At 58.8% G+C, this 18,793-nt stretch carries 17 protein-coding genes; 14 read left to right on the forward strand and 3 right to left on the reverse strand.

Going from position 1 to position 18,793, the window contains the following annotated elements; translation table 11 throughout:
• Positions 1-14: 14 nt before the first annotated feature.
• Positions 15-290 (reverse strand): helix-turn-helix transcriptional regulator, encoded by a 276-nt coding sequence (locus J5278_RS25510; protein ID WP_307877472.1) that lies wholly within the window; start codon positions 288-290, stop codon positions 15-17.
• 798 nt (positions 291-1,088) lie between these two features.
• Here J5278_RS25510 and J5278_RS25515 point away from each other — a divergent pair.
• Positions 1,089-1,646: a fasciclin domain-containing protein gene (locus tag J5278_RS25515; protein ID WP_209186124.1), complete on the forward strand. Its 558-nt coding sequence runs from the start codon at positions 1,089-1,091 to the stop codon at positions 1,644-1,646.
• A 69-nt stretch (positions 1,647-1,715) separates the two neighbouring features.
• On the opposite strand, the gene J5278_RS25520 is transcribed toward J5278_RS25515, so the two are convergent.
• Both J5278_RS25520 and J5278_RS25525 read right to left on the reverse strand, forming a co-directional pair.
• Positions 1,716-1,874, reverse strand: a complete 159-nt coding sequence (locus J5278_RS25520; RefSeq protein WP_153816490.1) for a hypothetical protein — start codon at positions 1,872-1,874, stop codon at positions 1,716-1,718.
• Between the two features lie 161 nt (positions 1,875-2,035).
• Positions 2,036-3,577, reverse strand: coding sequence for a flagellar hook-length control protein FliK (locus tag J5278_RS25525; RefSeq protein ID WP_209207428.1), 1,542 nt, complete (start codon positions 3,575-3,577; stop codon positions 2,036-2,038).
• Positions 3,578-4,278: 701 nt separating this feature from the next.
• Between J5278_RS25525 and J5278_RS25530 the strand changes: the two genes are divergently transcribed.
• Genes J5278_RS25530 through J5278_RS25590 form a run of 13 tightly spaced genes read left to right on the forward strand, consistent with a single transcriptional unit; the run spans position 4,279 to position 18,762 of the window.
• The gene (locus tag J5278_RS25530) at positions 4,279-5,502 is read left to right on the forward strand and encodes a lytic transglycosylase domain-containing protein (protein ID WP_209186963.1); all 1,224 of its coding nucleotides are present in this window, start codon (positions 4,279-4,281) and stop codon (positions 5,500-5,502) included.
• The gene (locus J5278_RS25535) at positions 5,499-5,870 is read left to right on the forward strand and encodes a TrbC/VirB2 family protein (protein WP_142831946.1); all 372 of its coding nucleotides are present in this window, start codon (positions 5,499-5,501) and stop codon (positions 5,868-5,870) included. Before J5278_RS25530 ends, J5278_RS25535 begins: the two co-directional genes overlap by 4 nt.
• A 2-nt stretch (positions 5,871-5,872) precedes the next feature.
• On the forward strand, positions 5,873-6,193 hold the full coding sequence (locus J5278_RS25540; protein ID WP_142831944.1) for a VirB3 family type IV secretion system protein: 321 nt from the start codon (positions 5,873-5,875) through the stop codon (positions 6,191-6,193).
• Between the two features lie 3 nt (positions 6,194-6,196).
• Positions 6,197-8,716, forward strand: a complete 2,520-nt coding sequence (locus J5278_RS25545; RefSeq protein WP_219258805.1) for a VirB4 family type IV secretion/conjugal transfer ATPase — start codon at positions 6,197-6,199, stop codon at positions 8,714-8,716.
• Complete coding sequence (locus tag J5278_RS25550) at positions 8,694-9,866, forward strand: lytic transglycosylase domain-containing protein (RefSeq protein WP_209229818.1); 1,173 nt, start codon at positions 8,694-8,696, stop codon at positions 9,864-9,866. The genes J5278_RS25545 and J5278_RS25550 overlap by 23 nt, the downstream gene beginning before the upstream one ends.
• Positions 9,867-9,888: 22 nt before the next feature.
• Positions 9,889-10,680: a conjugal transfer protein gene (locus J5278_RS25555; protein ID WP_209186960.1), complete on the forward strand. Its 792-nt coding sequence runs from the start codon at positions 9,889-9,891 to the stop codon at positions 10,678-10,680.
• Positions 10,677-10,919: a hypothetical protein gene (locus tag J5278_RS25560; protein ID WP_209188087.1), complete on the forward strand. Its 243-nt coding sequence runs from the start codon at positions 10,677-10,679 to the stop codon at positions 10,917-10,919. Before J5278_RS25555 ends, J5278_RS25560 begins: the two co-directional genes overlap by 4 nt.
• On the forward strand, positions 10,895-11,968 hold the full coding sequence (locus J5278_RS25565) for a type IV secretion system protein (RefSeq protein WP_209188088.1): 1,074 nt from the start codon (positions 10,895-10,897) through the stop codon (positions 11,966-11,968). Before J5278_RS25560 ends, J5278_RS25565 begins: the two co-directional genes overlap by 25 nt.
• 58 nt (positions 11,969-12,026) lie before the next feature.
• Positions 12,027-12,761, forward strand: coding sequence for a virB8 family protein (locus J5278_RS25570; protein ID WP_219258806.1), 735 nt, complete (start codon positions 12,027-12,029; stop codon positions 12,759-12,761).
• A complete protein-coding gene (locus J5278_RS25575) occupies positions 12,758-13,591 on the forward strand; it encodes a TrbG/VirB9 family P-type conjugative transfer protein (protein WP_257623446.1) in 834 nt (277 codons plus the stop codon). Before J5278_RS25570 ends, J5278_RS25575 begins: the two co-directional genes overlap by 4 nt.
• 8 nt (positions 13,592-13,599) lie before the next feature.
• Positions 13,600-14,937 (forward strand): type IV secretion system protein VirB10, encoded by a 1,338-nt coding sequence (gene virB10, locus J5278_RS25580; protein WP_219258808.1) that lies wholly within the window; start codon positions 13,600-13,602, stop codon positions 14,935-14,937.
• Complete coding sequence (virB11, locus tag J5278_RS25585) at positions 14,934-15,983, forward strand: P-type DNA transfer ATPase VirB11 (protein WP_142831929.1); 1,050 nt, start codon at positions 14,934-14,936, stop codon at positions 15,981-15,983. Before virB10 ends, virB11 begins: the two co-directional genes overlap by 4 nt.
• Complete coding sequence (locus J5278_RS25590; protein WP_219258810.1) at positions 15,952-18,762, forward strand: type IV secretory system conjugative DNA transfer family protein; 2,811 nt, start codon at positions 15,952-15,954, stop codon at positions 18,760-18,762. The genes virB11 and J5278_RS25590 overlap by 32 nt, the downstream gene beginning before the upstream one ends.
• The last annotated feature ends 31 nt before the right edge of the window (positions 18,763-18,793 follow it).

Here is an 18,793-nt window from a genome sequence, read left to right on the forward strand (position 1 = left end):
TTGCGTCAAGTCCCTTAGCGGGGATATCGCATCGCCATCGTCGTGATCAGGCTGCGGCTCATTTCCTTCAAAAAAATAAGAGACGGGGACTTCGAGGTCCGAGCGATGTTGCTCATACGACTGGCACTGACGCGGTTGGACCCCTTCTCATATTTCTGCACTTGCTGGAACGTGACGAACAAACCATCAGCCAAGACAGTCTGGCTCATTCCCTTGATCCTGCGCTGCAGCTTAATGCGCCTCCCGACCTCAATATCGACCGGATCTGGTTGTTTCGAACTCGCGGTCAAATGATCTTTTTCCTTTTCAGATCGACGGTCAACCGTTATCGATTTATTGAATAACCTTGGAATGAGCAATGATTCTTATGCCGTTCATGCATATCCCGGCCGAAATTCTCCGAGTTTGTTAAGAAATACCTTGGTTATTATCTCAGTCTATCTTGACAGATATGCCGGGCATTTGCCCTTACGACGATCGTTTCGTGGCTTCATCGAGGACGTTCTGTGCCGTCATTATACGCTTACTTCAGAAGCGGAAACATCAGGGTCCGCACGTCCCATCCCCGACGCTCTCACTTTTGACACGTCAGCCGCAGCACACCAGGAATGCGATGACCATTCCGAGAGCGATAATCGCAACATTTGCAGAAACGCCTTCATAGCCGACAGAAATGCAGGGCGGGCCAGGTTGCCGCGCAGCCGCGGTATCGCAAAAGCACACCTGCGAAACAGGGATCAACGGTAAAGATGCCAAGATGAGAGCAACAGTGCGGTTTTCGTTAGGTGATCGGACTCGTTGACTTGGAGACGTCGTGCTTGATCCCTATCTCTTCCCATTCGGCGACGCCGGCTTAAGGCAATCTCCATCGCGCGACCTTCACACGTGTGCCGTAACGAGGGTGGACTTGTCGAGCAACAAAAAATTCGCTCTCAGTGCTGCGTTCGTGTGTCGTCAAAATTTCATATTTGCTTTGAAACCATTGTTAGCGAAGGGCCGTAGCTATCGCTGTATCCATGACGGATACGCGCCATCGGCGTTAGGGAGAGGCCTTTATTCGAGGGGCCAGAAAAACCGGGAAGAATTCCATGATCAAGTCCACACTACGCATAGTCGCAGTCGCGGCTACGCTTGCAGCAGGCACCATGCTGGCACATGCCGAAAACCCAATGGTTGGTGGCGCGGCAATGTATGCTGACAAAAACATCGTCGAAAACGCTGTCAACTCAAAGGACCATACGACACTGGTTGCAGCCGTCAAAGCGGCGGGCCTCGTCGAAACCCTGGAAGGTAGAGGGCCTTTCACCGTCTTCGCACCAACCAACGAAGCCTTTGCGGCTCTGCCGGCAGGTACGGTCGACACGCTCCTGAAGCCTGAGAATAAGGACAAGCTGGTCAAGATCCTGACCTGCCACGTGGTTGCTGCCGACGCCATGGCGGCGACCGTCGAAAAGATGATCAAGGACGACGGCGGCAGCCACAACATCAAAACCGTCGGAGGCTGCGTGCTCACGGCAAAGGAAGACATGGGCAAGCTCACCCTGACGGATGAAAACGGGACCGCCGCTACTGTCACCATCGCTGACGTGAAGCAGTCGAATGGTGTCATCCACGTCATCGACAAGGTACTTCTGCCAAAGATGTAGTCCCAAAATTGGGCGCATTCTATGCGCCCAATTGCCAGGGCCACGCTTGTCGCCCGGACTCAGAGCCGCTTAAATAGCTTGCGGCGGTTGCCCTTCTCGATTTTCATTAGGATCGAAAGGAGATGCTGCCATGAAAATTTTGCGGCTTTTGTTGGAGGGCAGTTGCGCCAGTGGCTGGAGTGCCGGCAACTCTGCAACAATCACCGGCGCTCCACTCTCGATGGTCATTCGCGACCGTTCCGATCTTGTTGCGACGGGCGACACGACATCGGCTGAAGATCGCAGGCTTGATGTGCGGTCAAACTTGTGTAACGCTCGCTACCTGCGAAGTGTAGATGAGCCGACCACTCGACTGCCAGGCAACATGTGGTCAAGGCGTGGTCAAAGTGTCAGAGATAGACGCCCCCGGCACGAGCCCGCTGAGCACCGCCAGCAACGCTATCGTCCGTACCCACGTTGCCTGCGCGCGATATACCATCTTGATCACCGGCCTGTCGTCCTGAATTCTGTCTGCGAGCCTGGCCATCGCTGCCCTGCCCCTGGCTTGTGCCGGGTTGTTGCTGCTGCTGACCCTGGGGGCTCTGCTGGTTGTTGCTCGATGTGTCCGGCGCTGTGTAGGTCACGGTCATGCGATCGACGCTGTAGCCCTGCTGGCGCAGTGAATCGATCATCGCGCTCTGGTCGTTGCTGAGCTGCCTGTAGGCCTCGGCGGAATGGACCTTGAGATCGACGGAAAGCTGCTCGCCCGAAAGCCGCATGGTCGCGGTGACGATCCCGAGGTTATCCGGATTCATCTGAATTTTCAGAGTGTTCATGACTTTGCTGGCACTGGTTGTCGCCGATGCTCCGGTCAGCGCCGCATTGGGCTGCATGGCCGCTGCCCAGTCCTTGTTGCCCGTCAGCGAATTGGCGACCAGTGCCGAATTGGAGCCATCGGCGAGGCCGACGAAGCGTCGGGAGTCGAGGACAGTGACGGTGGCCCCAGTGTCGCCGCTTGCCGATTTGATATCGAGCTGAGGCGTATCGTCCGCATTCCGGCTCGCTGAGAGATCCAGCGACTGTACCTTGCCACTCGCCCGATCGACGTTGAACGTTACGGGGGCGTCACCGTCGGTAGATGTGCCGGCAACGGCATTGCCCTGACCAGCGCTGCCCATTGACGGCGCCAGCATGGTCATGCCTACGGCAACGGCGTCGCCGCTGTCGTCCGCGGCGTCGGCCGGAAGCGCATTTGCAACAGAGGCCGCGCCGGGATCGATCTTGCCATTGCCGGTGTGGAGCTGCCCGGCTGCGGCCAGAACGCTGGCTGAGGTCTGTGCGGGGATGACGGCGGCCGACAAACTGGCTCCGAGCAGCGACAGCACGTCAGCCACCGCGCCGCTGGCGACACTGGCGTCTGATGCATTGGGATCGGCGTCCTTGTTATCGTCGGAGGCAGCGCCGCTTTTGCTGCCCTTGACGCCCGGAATGTCACCTTTGACGGGTGTGGCTGGCTCGCCTGTCGCCGCGCCGGCAACGACATCGGCCAATTGCTGGGCAAGTCCAAGTGGCGAAGTTGCCTCAAGATCGCCCGGTTTCACCGAGGCTCTGGATGTCTGGTCGTTGACGGCGTTGGCTGCCGCGGCGAGAAATTGCGCGGAAGCATTCACGCTGTCATTGCCGGGCCATTGCACTGCAACTGACGGCACTGCCAACGACGCTGCATTCGCCTGATTTTGATCGCCTGATGCGCTTCCTGCAGCGATGGCCTTTGCATCGCCCGTTGTCGGCGTCGTCAGGTTTTTGCCATCCTGATCACTTGCCGATCGGTCGAGAGCGTCCCTAAAGCCATGCGGGTCATCACTCTGCCTCCCGTCGCCGCCAATTCCATTCTTTGGAGAATTCACACCGACTGCGCACGCCGAACCCGTTGCCATAATGACGTCCGCCATATCTTTTCCTTTTTGCCTCGGAACTCAACTGCAGAAAAGCGCACTCATGGGCAGGTGTCTAGGATGACTATCAAAGAAGGATCCCGCCGGTTCGACGTTGCTAATCGAATTGAACCGCTGTTGCGGGCTCCTTCATTCTGTCGCCAACGCTATTTGCCATTTGTGATATTTGATGCGGTTGCCTCATTCAGGCCTCTGCCTCAGGCTTAATCGTTAGAACTTGCGCCAGGCTTTGCGCATCATGCGGATGCCGAGAGCGTACACCCGTAGGTTGAGGAGTTTGGCGAGCGCCCGTGGCTGGGGCTTTCAGATACAATATTGGCCCCTCCCGCGGCAGTCACAAGAGGCCGGACGTGATCCGAATGCGTCTGGGCCATCGTATCATCCGCTTTCAGGTTGAAAACGATCATACCACGACACTGTCATGCGTACGATCAACATGTACATCTCACCTCCGATAAGCAATATATGTCGACGATACAGACGGAATTGCCCAATTTCGTGTGCCGGATCTCTGCTGGCCGCTCGGACACTCATGCAAGCTCGGTGCTGGTAAAGGACGGGACAGCTGTCCGCTTTGCTCGCATTTGGGGGCTCTGACAACCTCAGTATCCCTAGACGCCGGATAACTGGTCGCCCCAATTGACATGCCTCAGGAAGCGCTCCTTCCCGGGTAGCTCCTTCCAGATAATTATACTCCAGTGAAATTTGCAGTTGATTTCCGTGGCGGAATGCGGTTCAAAGACTTATACCGCAGTATAAGTTTCGTTGGTTTCGCCATGGATCGTATTCCGCTTTCACCTGTGAACAGACCGCAGATATCTTGGTCGCCAAGAAGACTGTGGGTTGCCGGCGCTTCGGCTGCCCTGCTCACCGGCTTTGCATCGGGCCCTTCTGACAGCAACCATCATATCGCTCCGGGACTATCTACACAGGTCAATAAGTCTAGTGGCGTAGGCGCGACTGTAAGAAAGCCTGCGGTGCTGTCGGTGGCAATCCCAGCGTCTGGATCTGTCGCGATCAAGCAGGCTGCCGTCCCGGCACTTGAAGCGACGAACTTCAACCAGCGCTTTGAAGGGCCGCGCGACGAAGATCGGAAGTGGGATAGGGCTCTTCTGTTTGAGGTGGACGGAGAGTCGGATAATAATCCCTCGAGCTTACCTGGAAAGGCGCCTGATAGCGCGACTGCACGGTGCGAACGCACCGTGCAGTCGCCCATTGGTGCTCATTCTCTTGAGAGCCCGCCAGCATCTCCGGTCACGGACCTGGACACCAGCTTGAATGTCGATGCCAGCGGGTCAACAGCACAGGCTCGCCCCGATCTTTTATCCGGCATCCCCACGGACTTTGCGAGGCTCGCGCTGGCGATTGCCGCGACGGATGGAGTTGATCCGAACTGGGTGCTTTCGGTCATGCGGGCCGAGAATGGCGGCTTCGATCCAGGCTTGGTGAGTTCTGCCGGCGCCATCGGACTAATGCAGGTGATGCCACGCGTAGGCAAAGCCTTCGGTGCCAAGGATTTGACCGATGCCGAACAAAACATCCAGGCAGGCACGAGGTTTCTCCGGTTCCTTATCGATAAGTACCGAAATCCGGTGCTGATCGCCGCGGCCTATAATGCCGGTGAACCCAACGTCGACCTTCGCCACTCCCTGCCGCTGAACCGCGAGACCGCCGACTTTGTCACACGTGTCGTCGGATACTATACCGGCACAGTGGTCAGGCAAAGGCATCCGCAAGCTATCCCGCCCTCAGCGCCCGTACCCATCTCGCCGCGCGCCGGGCCTGCCGAGCGAGTTAGATCCCCAATGCTTGTTTTCTCTGCTGCACAGCCGATCCCGCCGGACGCCCGTCCTCAGCGTGAGGAAGGGCGTAGAGATGTTGGCGGACCAGTCAAAATCGTCAAGGAAGAGGTGTCTAAATGAATCCCATCGCGTTCGCAGCCCACACGGCCGCTCTCTATAGCAGCGTTGCCTGGTCCTCCATGGCTCGCCGAAAATGGCTCGGCAACGCCGCCATTGTGCTTGCGGCAAGCCTGATTCTGCTCGCCGCCCAGTACGAGCCGGCGGCGGCACAGAACCTCGATCGTCTCCAGCAGGCGGCTGATCGGCTGGTGCAATTCTTCACGGGCCCGTTCGGCCGCTCGGTCGGCGCGATCGCCTTCATTGGCATGTTCCTCGCAGCGGCCTTCGGATACTGGTCGTGGGGGGCGCTCCTGCGTGTCGGCGGATGCCTTGCCGGTATGTTTGCCGCAGCCGAACTCGTTGACTTCCTCGCCGGCGGGGGGACGTGAGCATGGCGGGTAATGATTCCGACGGGCGTGACGACTACATCGAATCCCATCCGGTTATTCTCGCGCTGACGCGGCCGCCAACAGTAATGGGAATACCCTACACATATTTCCTGGCGGAATGCTTCATCTCGCTGATGGTGTTCTTGATCTTGGGATCGATCCTATGGTTCCCCGCATGTTTCGCCATTCTGCACGGCATCCTCTACGTGCTTACCGTAAAACTCGACCTCTGGTTCTTTGAGATCGTCGGTCGGCTGAGCATGTGCGGCGTCAATCCTCTTGGCCGGAAGCTCGGCGGTGGCGTCAGAACCTACGGGGTGTAAGCGATGAACACGATGGCGAGATCGCTGAAAGGAAGTCTGTCGAGGGGCTGGGAGATCTTTGCGGATCGCCGTGTCGCGACGCATGTCCCTTTCTATGTGCCGATCGAGAACGGCATCATCCGCCTGAAGAACGACTGCCTCGTCTCGACCGTAAAGCTGACCGGCTTTTCCTTCGAGACGGCCGACATCGAGACAATCAACATGCTGCAGCGACAGCGCAACGCCGCCTTCCGCGCGATCTCTTCGATCGGCAGCTTTGCGCTCTATACGCATGTCGTTCGGCGCAAGGTGGCGCCCTCGTTACCCTCGGCTTTCGCCGATCCTTTCATGCAGTGTCTCGACCATGTCTATCAGAAGAGCATCTCCAAGAACGAGATGTTCGTGAACGACACCTATGTCTCGCTGGTTGTGCGGCCGATGTTCAAGAAAGGGTCAGCTCTTTCCCGCATCATGGGCGCCGGCGGCACCATCGTGCGCAAGGAACAATTCCGTGCGATGCGCGACAAGCTGGTCGAGGCGACGCGGGCACTGGAGAAATCGCTTGGCATCTACGGTCCGAGGGTCCTTCGCGACGTGCAGCGCGTGCACGCGGACCTCGGGAATAGCAGGACGATATTCCGTGATGTGTCGGAAGACATGGTGATCGATGAGACCGCGCAAAAAGTCTGGTTCTCCGAACAGTGCGAATTCTTCTACACACTTCTGAATGGCGGACGCGTCCGGCCGATCAGGCTTGGGACGATCCCGGCCGACGAGTTGCTGCCAGCGCGCAGGACATCGATCGGCAACCGCATCATCCATCTGCAGGGCGACACGCCCGATGACGACCGCTATGCGGCGATGGTCTCCCTGAAGGAGTATCCGCCCGAGACCGGCGCAGGCATGCTCGACTATGTCCTCAAGCTGCCGTTCGAGCTGGTGTTGACCCAATCAATGTCCTTCGTCGATGATATGGCTGCGCGCAGTCGGATAGAACGACTAGACCGCCAGATGTCGAAGGCCGACGAAGGTGGATCCAGCGTGCAGGCCAATCTCGACATCGCTCGCGACGAGCTCGCACGCAAACGCGTCGCCTTCACCGAGCATCATCTGACAATCATGCCGATTACCAAATCGACAACGCAGCTCGACGACGCGGTGGCACTGATCGGAAACGAACTTGGTGCGCTCGGAGCGTCATATGTCCGAGAGGATCTGAATGCAGAACCGGCCTACTGGGCGCAGCTTCCCGGGAATCAGGCCTATATCGCGCGCCGGGCTTTGATCTCGACACTCAACTGCGCGGGCTTAAGCAGCTTCCATGCCTATCCCTATGGCAAGCCGGACGGCAACCACTGGGGCCCGGCGATCACCATCTTTGAGACGACCTCCGGCACGCCCTTCTTCTTCAACTTCCACCAGGGGGATGTCGGGCACACGACAGTGTTCGGACCGACGGGATCCGGCAAGACTGTCATCATGGGCTTCCTCATTCTGCAGGCCTATCGTGTCAGCCCGCGCCTGAAGACAATCGTCTTCGACAAGGATCGCGGCCTCGACATCATGGTGCGGGCGGCGGGCGGAACTTACATGACGCTGGAGCCCGGCAAACCCTCCGGTTGGAACCCATTGCTACTCGATGACACAGAGGGAAACCGGGTTTTCCTGTACGGGCTTTTGAGCTTCATGCTTAAGCCGTCGAAGGAAGGCGAGAGCCTGACGCCGCAAGAAGAATCAATCATCCGCAGCGCGATCAAATCTGTCCTCAAGACGAAGGGCAGGTCGTACCGCCGTCTCTCGTCGTTGCGGGCACTGCTTGCCGGCAGCGAGAGAACGGAGGGCAGCCTGATCGCCCGGCTCGACAAATGGGTCGACAAGGGGCCCTATGCCTGGCTCTTCGACAATGCCGAGGATATTCTCGATATCTCGAGGCCGATGATCGGCTTCGACATGACTTCGATCCTCGACGATCCTACGGTGCGCACCGCAGCACTTCTCTACATGTTCCATCGACTCGACGAAATCTACGACGGCAAGGCGCCGATCATCAATCTGATGGATGAGGCCTGGAAGCTGCTCGATGACGATGAGTTCAAGCGCACGCTAAAGGATTACTTCAAGACCATCCGGAAAAGGAACGGTCTGGTGATCTTCGGCACGCAGTCAGCCGACGATGTGGTGCGCTCGAGCGTCAGCCGCACGATCATCGAGCAGACGTCGACGAACATCTTCTTCGCCAATCCGAAGGCTGACGAAAGCTCTTACATGGAGCACTTCGGCCTATCCCGGGCCGAGTTCGAATGGGTCAAGAACGGGGATCCGAATTCGCGCTTCATGCTGATCAAACAGGCGAAGAACAGCGTGATTGCCCGCGTGGACATGTCCCACATGCCCGAGTTCATCAAGGTGCTGTCAGGCCGAGAGGAGACGGTCCGTGAGGTCGAGATGCTGCTCGACGAGCATGGAGAGGATCCGAAGAACTGGCTGTCGAAATTCTGCGACTGGAACGGGGTAGCGGTCGATGAGCAGCGCAAAGCGTCTTGAGAGAGTTGCAGTCGGCGGTTTGGCCCTCGCTGCGGTTCTTGCTGGCAGTACGAGCCATGCGCAGGTGCCGGTCATCGACAATGCGCGCCAGAAGATCCAGCAGGCGACATTGAACTGGTACCAGGGCTATCAGGCCGATTCCCGGAAGCTGAAAGGCGCCTCGGGCGGCACGACCGACAGCGTGGCACCCGGTCAGGGTTCCGGCGCGCCCGCTGATTGCTCGGCGGACGGCATGGCGGGCGGCACCGCGCCGGCGGCGCCATCTCAGCGCACGCCGAGCCAGCAGGAAGTTGCCAGCATGGTCGAGGATGAGGCAATCCGGCAGGGCGTCGATCCGAATTTCGCACTGGCGATCGCCGAGCAGGAATCCCGCTTTCGCCAATCCGCCCGCTCTGCGGTCGGAGCCACCGGCGTCATGCAGCTGATGCCGGGGACAGCCGCTCAGCTCGGCGTCAACCCCTACGATACGCGTGATAACATCCGTGGCGGCGTCAAATATATCAAGCAACTCCAGGGGATGTTTGGCGACCGCTACGACCTGATTGCCGCCGGCTACAATGCCGGCCCGTATCGGCAGTCGCTGCAGAATGGCCAGATCCCAAACATTCCGGAAACCCAGGACTACGTCAAAAAGGTCTCTGCCTATTATGCGCGCAACAAGGCTCAGAATGGTGACCGCACCCCGACGCAAGGTGCCGGCGAGCCGGAAACCGTCAGCTACGGGAACGGATGCGGCGAGCAAATCAAGAAAGCCGTTGACCGGAATACGCAGGCGCAGGTCGAGCGCGGTTCGGTCTGGAACGAGTTGCTCGGAAAATCGACCGAAGCGAACCAGCAATATCTTCAGCGCCTAAAGGCTGGCCTTCAGTCGTCATCAGCGAGCCTGCGCGGGACTGGCGGCGGCAATGCCAAAGATTACGACGGCTCGCTTGCGATGGCGCAGATCCAATGCCCGACCAATATCATTGATACCGGCGGCACGCGCTGCTTTGCGGTGCCGTCGAGCGCGAGTACCGAGCAGATCCAGCGCTGGCTCTTCGACCTGCAGGAACAGGCCCGCGCCGATGGCAACGTCGCGACTTTCTCGGTGATGCAAGATCCCGCCTTGGGCCTCGTAACAGTCGTCGATGCCAGACCCACCGCGAAGTGAACGGACAGGAGAGGAAAGTTACATGAAGATATCACTCTTAGCGGCGACTTTGAGCTTGTTGGTTGTTGCTCAGGCGCAGGCACAGGTCCCTGTCAAGGATTCGGAAAACATCTCGCTCAGCGAGGAGATCAAACGACTATCGTCGGAGATCCAGCAGGACACATCCGTCGTCAAGGACAACACCACGAAAACTCTGGCAGCGATCACAGGCGACCGGACGCAGGATGCCAGCCAGTTTGCCAAGCTTGCGACCGGCAATGGCTTCAGCATGGGACAGGCGCCGGATTTCAGCACTATCCTATCGAGCAACCAAGCTGTGTTCGGAGGGATCGGCGGCCAGTTCCAGAACACCGCGGCCAAGCTGATCAACGGCCTCAACCTGGTAAAGATGGTGGTCGATAGCGCCAAGGGCGGCGGGCTGTCAGGCGCCAACCAAGTCTATTCGCAGGGAATCAATGCACTCACCACGCTCACCGCGCTCACCGACGCGATGAACAGCGCGACGAAAGACCGGCAGAACTCGTTCATGCAGGCCACGCAACAGATCGGAACGGCAAAAGACCTGAAAGGGGCTCTGGAGCAAAACACCCAGATGGTGCTTCAGGGGAACCAGACCGCCAACGAAGCCGTCGGCTCGTTGAACAACCAGGTCATGCTGCTGAACCAACAATACAAGGCAGCGCTCGCCACCTCATCGCAGAACCTCAAGACCTTCGCTCCGCTTCCCGACAGCGTGATGCGTGACGGCGGAACCGCGCCACAGGGCAGCTCGGTTCGTGATCAGTTGAAGGCTTTCGAGGAGCAGAACCATTGAGGGTCACCCACTTGCTGGCGATCGGCTTTGTCGCGCTTACCGGTTGCGCCGGGAAATACGAGCAGATGGCGAAATGCTCGGCCGACGAAAACCCTGTGCCGGCACCCAGCTACGGGACAGAGCTGAAGCCGACAGCTGCGGAGGTGGCGGTCGAGGCGGCAACCAAAAACGATTGCGGCCCAATGCGCCCTGTCAATCAATTCCAGGATGAGACATGGATCCCGTCAGTTACGCGATAAATTTCTATGGTGATGCGCTTCGATATTTCGACAAGATCAACGAGGCGTCTCTCGAAAGAGCATGGGGTTTGTTTGCCGAGAACAGCAATCTGGTCTCCGGCATACTGGCGATCTTCCTGATCCTCTACTTCCTCTGGGGCGCGCTCGGACTATCCAGCGTTTCCCTGCAGGATATGGCCCTTACCGCCTTCAAGCTTACACTCGCCTATGCCCTGATCATGTCATGGGCGAATTTCTACGACAATATCGGCCAGTTCGTGTTGTCGGCACCGCAGGATCTTGGCTCAGCCATTTCCTCGGCAATGGGTGGTCAGTCGGCGGGTTCGGATATCGCGAGCCAAGTCGCCAGCATGGCGCGCAAGGTCTACGACTTTGCCATGCAGCTCTTCAATTCCTATGAATCCGGATGGCTGCCGAACGTCACCGGCGCCGTCGTCGTTTTCATCGTTCTTGTGTTCGGCCTGTTGCCGATGTTGCTGATCCTCACCGGCGTCACGCTGTTTGCCAAGATGATCACCGCTGTCATGCTGGCGATCGGCCCGATTGCCATCCTTTCCTATTTCTTCGGAATCACGCGGTTTGTCTTCGACGCATGGGTGAGGGGTGTCGCCTATGGCATGTTTATGCTGCTCTTCACTTACATCATGGCCGGGCTGTCGTTCGGGTTCCTGATCGGCATGATGGACACGATCAACGGCGACATGGCCACCAAGGAAAACGCGCTAGCGATCGTGCTTGCCATGGTGCTTTATCTGGCTCTGATCTCTTATTTCATCTTCCAGGTCCCCGACTTTGCGCGCACGTTTTCCTACGGCACCGCATTCTCTGGTGTTCCGGGCGGCGGCGGGGTTGATACCGCATACAGTGCTACCCGCAGACAGTTGGCCTCCAGCAATTCACGCGCCGGCCAAGCAGCTGCAGTCGGGCTCGGCATGCTGGCTGGACCGAGAGGGGCCGTTACGGCAGCAGCTCTTGCTGGTCGCGGCGGCATCGCCGGCGCCGGCGCCCTCGGTCGGATGCTGACCAATCGTCGGCGCAGCAGCGAATGACCAAGAGAGCAAGAACGGCTTCAAATTTCTCAAAAATAGCGACTTCGAGGTTCGAGACTTGGCATTGTTCAGACGGCAATTGAAAGCGGCGCCAGCCGACCGTGTCCCCGGTCCCCAGGATATCTACGACCAGCATCTTTCCTGGGGCGAGAAGAACCGCTCCCTTCGCACTTTGATCGGTCTCATCCTGCTGGTCTTCGCAGTGGCCGGCTGGATCGTCGCCGGCGTGCTTTCTTTTTCGGTGGCGCAACTGTTTCCGCTCGTGCGCACAGAGGTCGTGCCGCTGATCGTCGATAAAAACACCGGTTACATGGAAACCGTCACCACACTCGACAAGGACCGCACGAACGTCTCCGAGATCCAGGCAGTTCGCGCCTCGTTCGTCGGCAATTATGTCATCCGCCGCGAAACCTACGACCCACGCTATCTGTCCGAGAACTTCGACATGATTGCGCTGTGGTCGGAGCCGGGTTCGCCGGCGTTCAAGGATTATTCGGACTGGATGAATCCCTCCAATCCCAGAGGTCCGGTGAAGACGCTCGGAACGACCGGTGAGATCAGACCGGAAATCCTGTCGGTCAATCCACTCAATCAGACGACGATGTCGGTCCGGTTTGAAACGAGAGAGCGCCAGCGTGGCGGCGAGGTCGTCAACCGGTGGTCCGCAACGGTTCGCTATAAACAGATCACCCTTCCCGCCAGCAATCGGGTCCGGCTTTACAATCCGCTCGGCTTCGTGGTCACCGAATATGTGAAGGTCCCCGAGACCATGCCTTCGGGGCTCGTTCAATGAAGCGCAGGATGTGGATAACCGCCCTGTCGCTGTTCTTGGCGAGCTCGGCTGCCCAGGCTGAACTTCTCGCCCGCCCCGGCAGGCTCGACCCCCGGGTGCGGACACTGCCGTATTCGGCAGAGCAGGTGTTTGTTCTGACCGGCACCTACGGGATGGTCACGACAATCCTGTTCGGCGCGGACGAACAGATCACGCAGGTCGTCGCAGGGGATACAGTGTCCTGGCAGATCCTGACATCGGCCGATCGCCGTTCGCTGACCCTGAAACCGATGGAAAAGGACGCCCCGACCAACCTCTCGGTGGTGACGACCAAACGCACCTATTCCTTCGACCTCGAAGTGAACGACAGCAAGTCTATCCAGAACCAAACATACAACCTGCGATTCATTTACCCGGAAGATACCGGCCTGAAGGGAACGGCAGAGCTCTGGAAGCAGGCCCAGGACGCCGAGCGAAATCCGAACATCAAGAATATTCGCCGCGACAAGGTCAATTACGACTACGGCTTCAAGGGCAGTGATGCAGCCAAGCCGCTCTGGGTCTTCGACGACGGGCTGAAGACCTTCATGAAGTTCACAGGCGATGTGCCCGCCATCTTCATCGTCGACGCCAAACGTCGAGAAAGCCTCGTCAATTATCGACGGGAGGCGGATTACATCGTCATCGACACGGTCTCGCGGCAATGGACGCTGCGCTACGGCACTGAGAACGAGATCTGCCTGTTCAATCTTCGCACAGCCCCTGCCGATGTGCCGGCCCCGATCGAAGGTGCCGTGGCGCCAAAGCGGCTCGGCTCCGGTGGGCTCCGGTCCGAACCCAAGTCACGATAGGAGGCACGATGTCGGATCCGAACTATCACTCGATCGACACCGATACCGCAATTGGCGGCCAGGTCCGGCGATCCGGGATCGGGTTGATGCGTCCGATGGCTGTGGTGGTCGCGATCGCCGGTATCGGCGTTGTTCTCTACTTCCTGTTTTCCGGCGGTGAGCGGGAACCGACCGTCGACACGACGCCTCGGGAAGAATTCCGCCCGGTTCAGGCGCCGAGGAACGAGGGCTTCAATCCGCCGGCGCCGCCGCCCTTGCCGACCGTCCAGGTACCAGAGGCTCCTCCGCCCCCGCAACCCCCGCTGCCGGAACCAGTCGTGCCGGCCCCGGTCCAGATCGCGCCGCCGGTCGATGTCGATTGCTCCAGGGGAAACAATCCCGACAATCCAAGATGTATCGAGCTCGCCCGAAAGGCGAAGCTTCTCGAGCGTGTCCGCTCGTCCGCTGTCGTCTTCGATCAATCCGAGCAGAGGAACGGATCCGCATCGGCTTCCTCCGATGCTTCGGGAGCCGGCCTGGTCGGCGCGAACGGCTCGTCTGGGGCGCCCTCCGGTGGAAACCCCGATGCCGGCGGCGCTACAGATGGCGACCGCGCCTTCCTGAAGGCGATGGGTGGCCAGGGAGTGGAGGTCTCGACGGCCACTGAGAACCGGCACATCGATGCCTGGATCCCGCAGGGCACGATGATCCGCGGTACGCTCGAAACGGCTGTGAATTCCGATCTCGCCGGCATGGTGAAGGCGATCGTCCGGGAGGATGTCTATTCCTTCGACGGCCGCCGCATCCTCATTCCCGCAGGCTCCTCGTTGATCGGCGACTACAAGTCCGGTGTCGAACGCGGGCAGGAGCGCCTCTTCATCGTCTGGACCCGGATGATACGTGGCGATGGTGTTTCGGTCCAACTTGGCTCCTACGGCACCGACCGTCTCGGCCGCTCCGGCATGACCGGCGTCGTCGACCGGAAATATTGGGAGCGGTTCGGGCCGCCGGCGCTGATGACGATCATCGGCGGCGTGACTCAATACATCGCTCAGCTCGGTCAGAAACAGGATCGCAGTATCACGATCGTCAATACGGACGGAACCGTGACCAGCATTCCCCAGGACAACGGAACCACCTCGCAGGATCGCGCACGCGAGATCGCTGCAGAGACCATCGCGTCAGGCATTCAGCAGCTTGCGACGGAGGCGTTCCAGGACACTAAAAACATCAAGCCGACGATCCATATCGCCCAAGGCTCCGATATCACCGTGTTCGTCACACGAGATCTGGATTTCTCCGATCTCTATCCAGACCCGGTCCGCGAAGCGTTTGAGCGCTTGCGCAGAAAGAAGCTCGGCAAATGAATGCTCGTTTATCGATCTCCGCCGAACAACACTTCCTGTCCGAGGCGCTCGAGCCCATCAAGACGTTTCTCGACGATCCCGGTGTGGTCGAGATCTCCTGTCAGCGCAGCAATGAGATCTGGCTGGAACGCATCGGTCAGCTCAGCATGGTGAGGCAGGCGGTCGATGGGCTCGACCAGGAGGCGATTCGTCACATGGCGTCCCGCGCGGCGTCGTTCACCAAGCAGACCGTCAATGCCGAGAACCCGTTGCTGTCCGCTACCCTGGTCGATGGTGAGCGCGTGCAGTTCATCCTCAATCCGACCTCGGCGACAGGACACGCTTTTTCGATCCGCAAGCAATTCATACGCCGGTTCGATCTCGACGACTATGAAAAGGCCGGTGCGTTCCGATTCACCAAGGTCACCGGCGACGACTATATCGACGATGTCGATATCGAGTTGTCACGTTTGCTGCGGGCCGGAAGGGCACGCGGATTCTTGGAGCTTGCGGCTGTCCATCACCGCAGCATGTTGATCTCTGGTGGCACGTCGACCGGCAAGACAACGTTTCTCAACACCATGCTCACCGCCATTCCGAACAACGAGCGGTTCGTCTTGATGCAGGATACTGCAGAACTGGAGCCTTGCCAGGAAAACGTCGTTTCGCTGCTGGTTTCCAAAGGAGGACAGGGTGAGGCCCGGGTGACGATGACCGATCTCCTTGCGTCGGCGTTGCGCCTGCGGCCGGATCGCATTTTTATGGGCGAGCTGCGCGGTGACGAGGCCTTCGACTTTATCAACGCGATCAATACCGGCCATCCGGGCTCGATGTCGACGATCCACGCCAACTCGCCGCATCACGCCTTTAACCGACTGTCGACGCTGGTGCTCAACAGCAACGTCCGCATGGAGCGCGACGACATCATCCGCTACATCCGCTCGATCATTCCGATCGTGGTCCAGTTGAAGAAGAGCGATGCCGCCGGTGGCCGCGGTGTCAGCGAGATTTACTTTGCCGACGAGGTGGATGAAGATGGAAAGCGTCGACACGGACACGCAGGCTGATCGCCCGAAGTGGACGGAGCTTCAGAGAGCTTCGACCTTCACTTTTCCGGTCGCCGTACTCGGGGCTTTCGCGGTGTGGCTGTTGTTCTTCACGCTGATCTACGACGCCTATGTTACGTCATTCGGATCGACCTCCTATTACGACTACATCGCTCAGGCTCGTCTCCTCGATAGTCTTGTTTATACATGGTCCATCGTCCGGGTCCGCAACACGGTCGGGCTGTCGCTGCTCGCCCTCGCCCTCGCCACGCCGTTCCTGTTTTTTCTGCTGTGCCTTTGGATGCTGAAAGGGGGTAGGGCGCTATCGCGGAAGATCCTCTATCTCCTTCACATCAGGTCGATGTTCACCCTGATTGCACACTCGGCACTCATTTTCGCCGCCGCCTATGGCGGTGTCGCCGTCTACGGGATCGTTTTTTACCTCGTGGCGACAAGGGCCGGCGGACATGTCGATATTGCCGACTACTATAGCAATCACCTTGCAGCGATGTATCAGGCACCCTTCGGTGCGACCGACGCGGCAGGCGCATATCGGAAGCCCTCGCGACAGACAGTGATCGGCGCACTGGCGGGCCTGGGGGCAGCAGGCGCGCTAGTCGGGGTTCCAATCGGCGCCGCGATCCAGAAACGCCAACGGATGATCATGGGCAAAGCGCGGCTGGCAACCTTGAAAGATGCCGCCGACTTTCAGTTGCGTGACAAGTATGGCATCGTGCTCGGCTTGAAACAGGGGCTGCTTCTGCGCAATGACGGCGACCAGCATGTGATGGTCATCGGCTCGCCGGGACAGGGCAAATCGCGCGGCTTCGTCATCCCGACCATGATGAGTTTTAAGGGCTCGCAGGTCGTTCTCGATATGAGCGGTGAGCTTTTCGAGGAAACCTCAGGCTACCTTAAGGACAGGGGCTACGAGATTTTCCTGCTTGCACCGGGGTCCAATTTCACCGACGGCTACAATCCGCTGGATCTGATCAGTGCCGATCCCAACCAGAGGATCACAGATCTGCAGAAACTCACGCAGATGCTGCTCCCGGAACGTCTGCGATCCGATTCCTCCGATTTCTGGGAGGAAAGCGCCAGGATCCTGCTGACGGCAATGCTGGGTTTCGTGCTCGAATGCCCTGATACCCGCAAGTCGCTCAGCGAGCTCTACCGTATCCTCAACTCGATGTCGGATGAGCGCAAGGTGATCATTCAGCTTCTGGAAAACTACGAGGCCGTCCTGTCCGACCAGACCCGTATGCAACTGACCAAATTCGCCGGGCGCCACGAAAAGCTCGGGGAGGGCATTGCAGCGGAGATCGTCGCCAAGCTCAATTTTCTGCAGAACCCGCTGGTCGAGGCACTGACATCGATTACGTCAATCCCGATAGACGCCATCAGAAAACGGAAAGTGGTGATTTACGTTCAGGCCGACTGGAATGCCATTCAGATCTACGAACGGCTGATCTCGATGTTTATCCAGCAAATGGCCGACAAGCTCGTGCAGATGGGACGGTTGCGCAACGGCGAGCACGAAGTACTGATGATGCTCGACGAGTTCGGCAATGGTGGCCGCATCGACACTGTCCTGACACTCGCTCCGCTGATCCGCAAGAACGGCGTTCGCTTCGTGTTCATCCTGCAGGATGGCGCCCAACTCGAACGGCTTTACCAGCGCTCTGGCCAAAAGATCCTCATGGGTGCATCGACGATCAAGCTGTTCATGAACTTCCAGAACCAGGAGGACGCGACGGCGGTGTCGATGGCAGCCGGCAGGACGACGGAGTGGGTCGAGCAGTCATCCTATACCCATCGCCATGGTCGCCGCGATCGATCGATTGCAAAGGTGCCGGTTTCGGTCGATCTTTTGCCGGTTAATACGCTGATGATGATGAAACCCGAGGAGGCGATCCTCCAGGTCACCGGCATGCCGCTAATGCGTATCATGAAACTGGACTCCGGTGGCGAGCGCATGTTTTCGAAGGCGCGAAAGTTCAAGCCGGCGACACGGCCATGCATGGAGCCGGTCGAATGGACGATCGCTGATAGCGACGCAGTCAAGCCAATCGTGGCGGACCCTGAGGCGGCCATCCCTTCGAAAACGAGAAGCCCGCCGCCCGGGACTCAAAGCGAGATCGACTTAGGCGCCGTGCAGCGACCGCCGCAACCACAGAATATGCGCTTCATCGTCAAGGACGGGGTACGCTACGTCTATATATCATCGCTCGACGAACTTCGTCATCGCCTGGATCTCGACGAGAAACGTGAGGCCGGTGTCAGTCCGGAAGACCTGCCCAAGGGGAACGGCGTGCGGGAACCTGATAGCCGAAGGAACGGGCCGGCCGGCCGGCAGGAGAAAGACGCCGGAGGCAACCGTGCTCCTCTCCTTGCCGAGGAGGGTAGCGATGTCGAGATTGATATCGATCGGGAGAAGCTGGCCCGTAGCGTCTATTCAGGATCTCCAGGAAAAGCGCGAAATCCACCAGGTCGCATTCCGGATTCTCGGGACCAAGGCGGCGAGCGCTCTATCGGCCCGGCCATTCTTCAACGTCAAGAGGTCCGGGAGGTATTCGGAGCGGATATCAACGCCTTGAATGACGTGATTTTCCAACGGGCTGATGGCGCCTCATTCGAGCCAGCGACGCTGAACGCCGATGTCGAGCTTTTGATTGGACGTCTCTGCGAACGCCTGGCGAGCGAGAGTTCAAAAGCCATTCTGCAGGAGTTCGCTGACGTTGCGCGAGATCCGCTGGGTGAGGAGAGGATGCAGGTCGAGACCGATGGTGGCGTCGACTAGCTGATAGGGTTGGCTTGTCAGTACCGTTCTG

This window comes from Rhizobium sp. B21/90, from assembly GCF_019355815.1.
Classification (GTDB): Bacteria; Pseudomonadota; Alphaproteobacteria; order Rhizobiales; family Rhizobiaceae; genus Rhizobium; species Rhizobium rhododendri.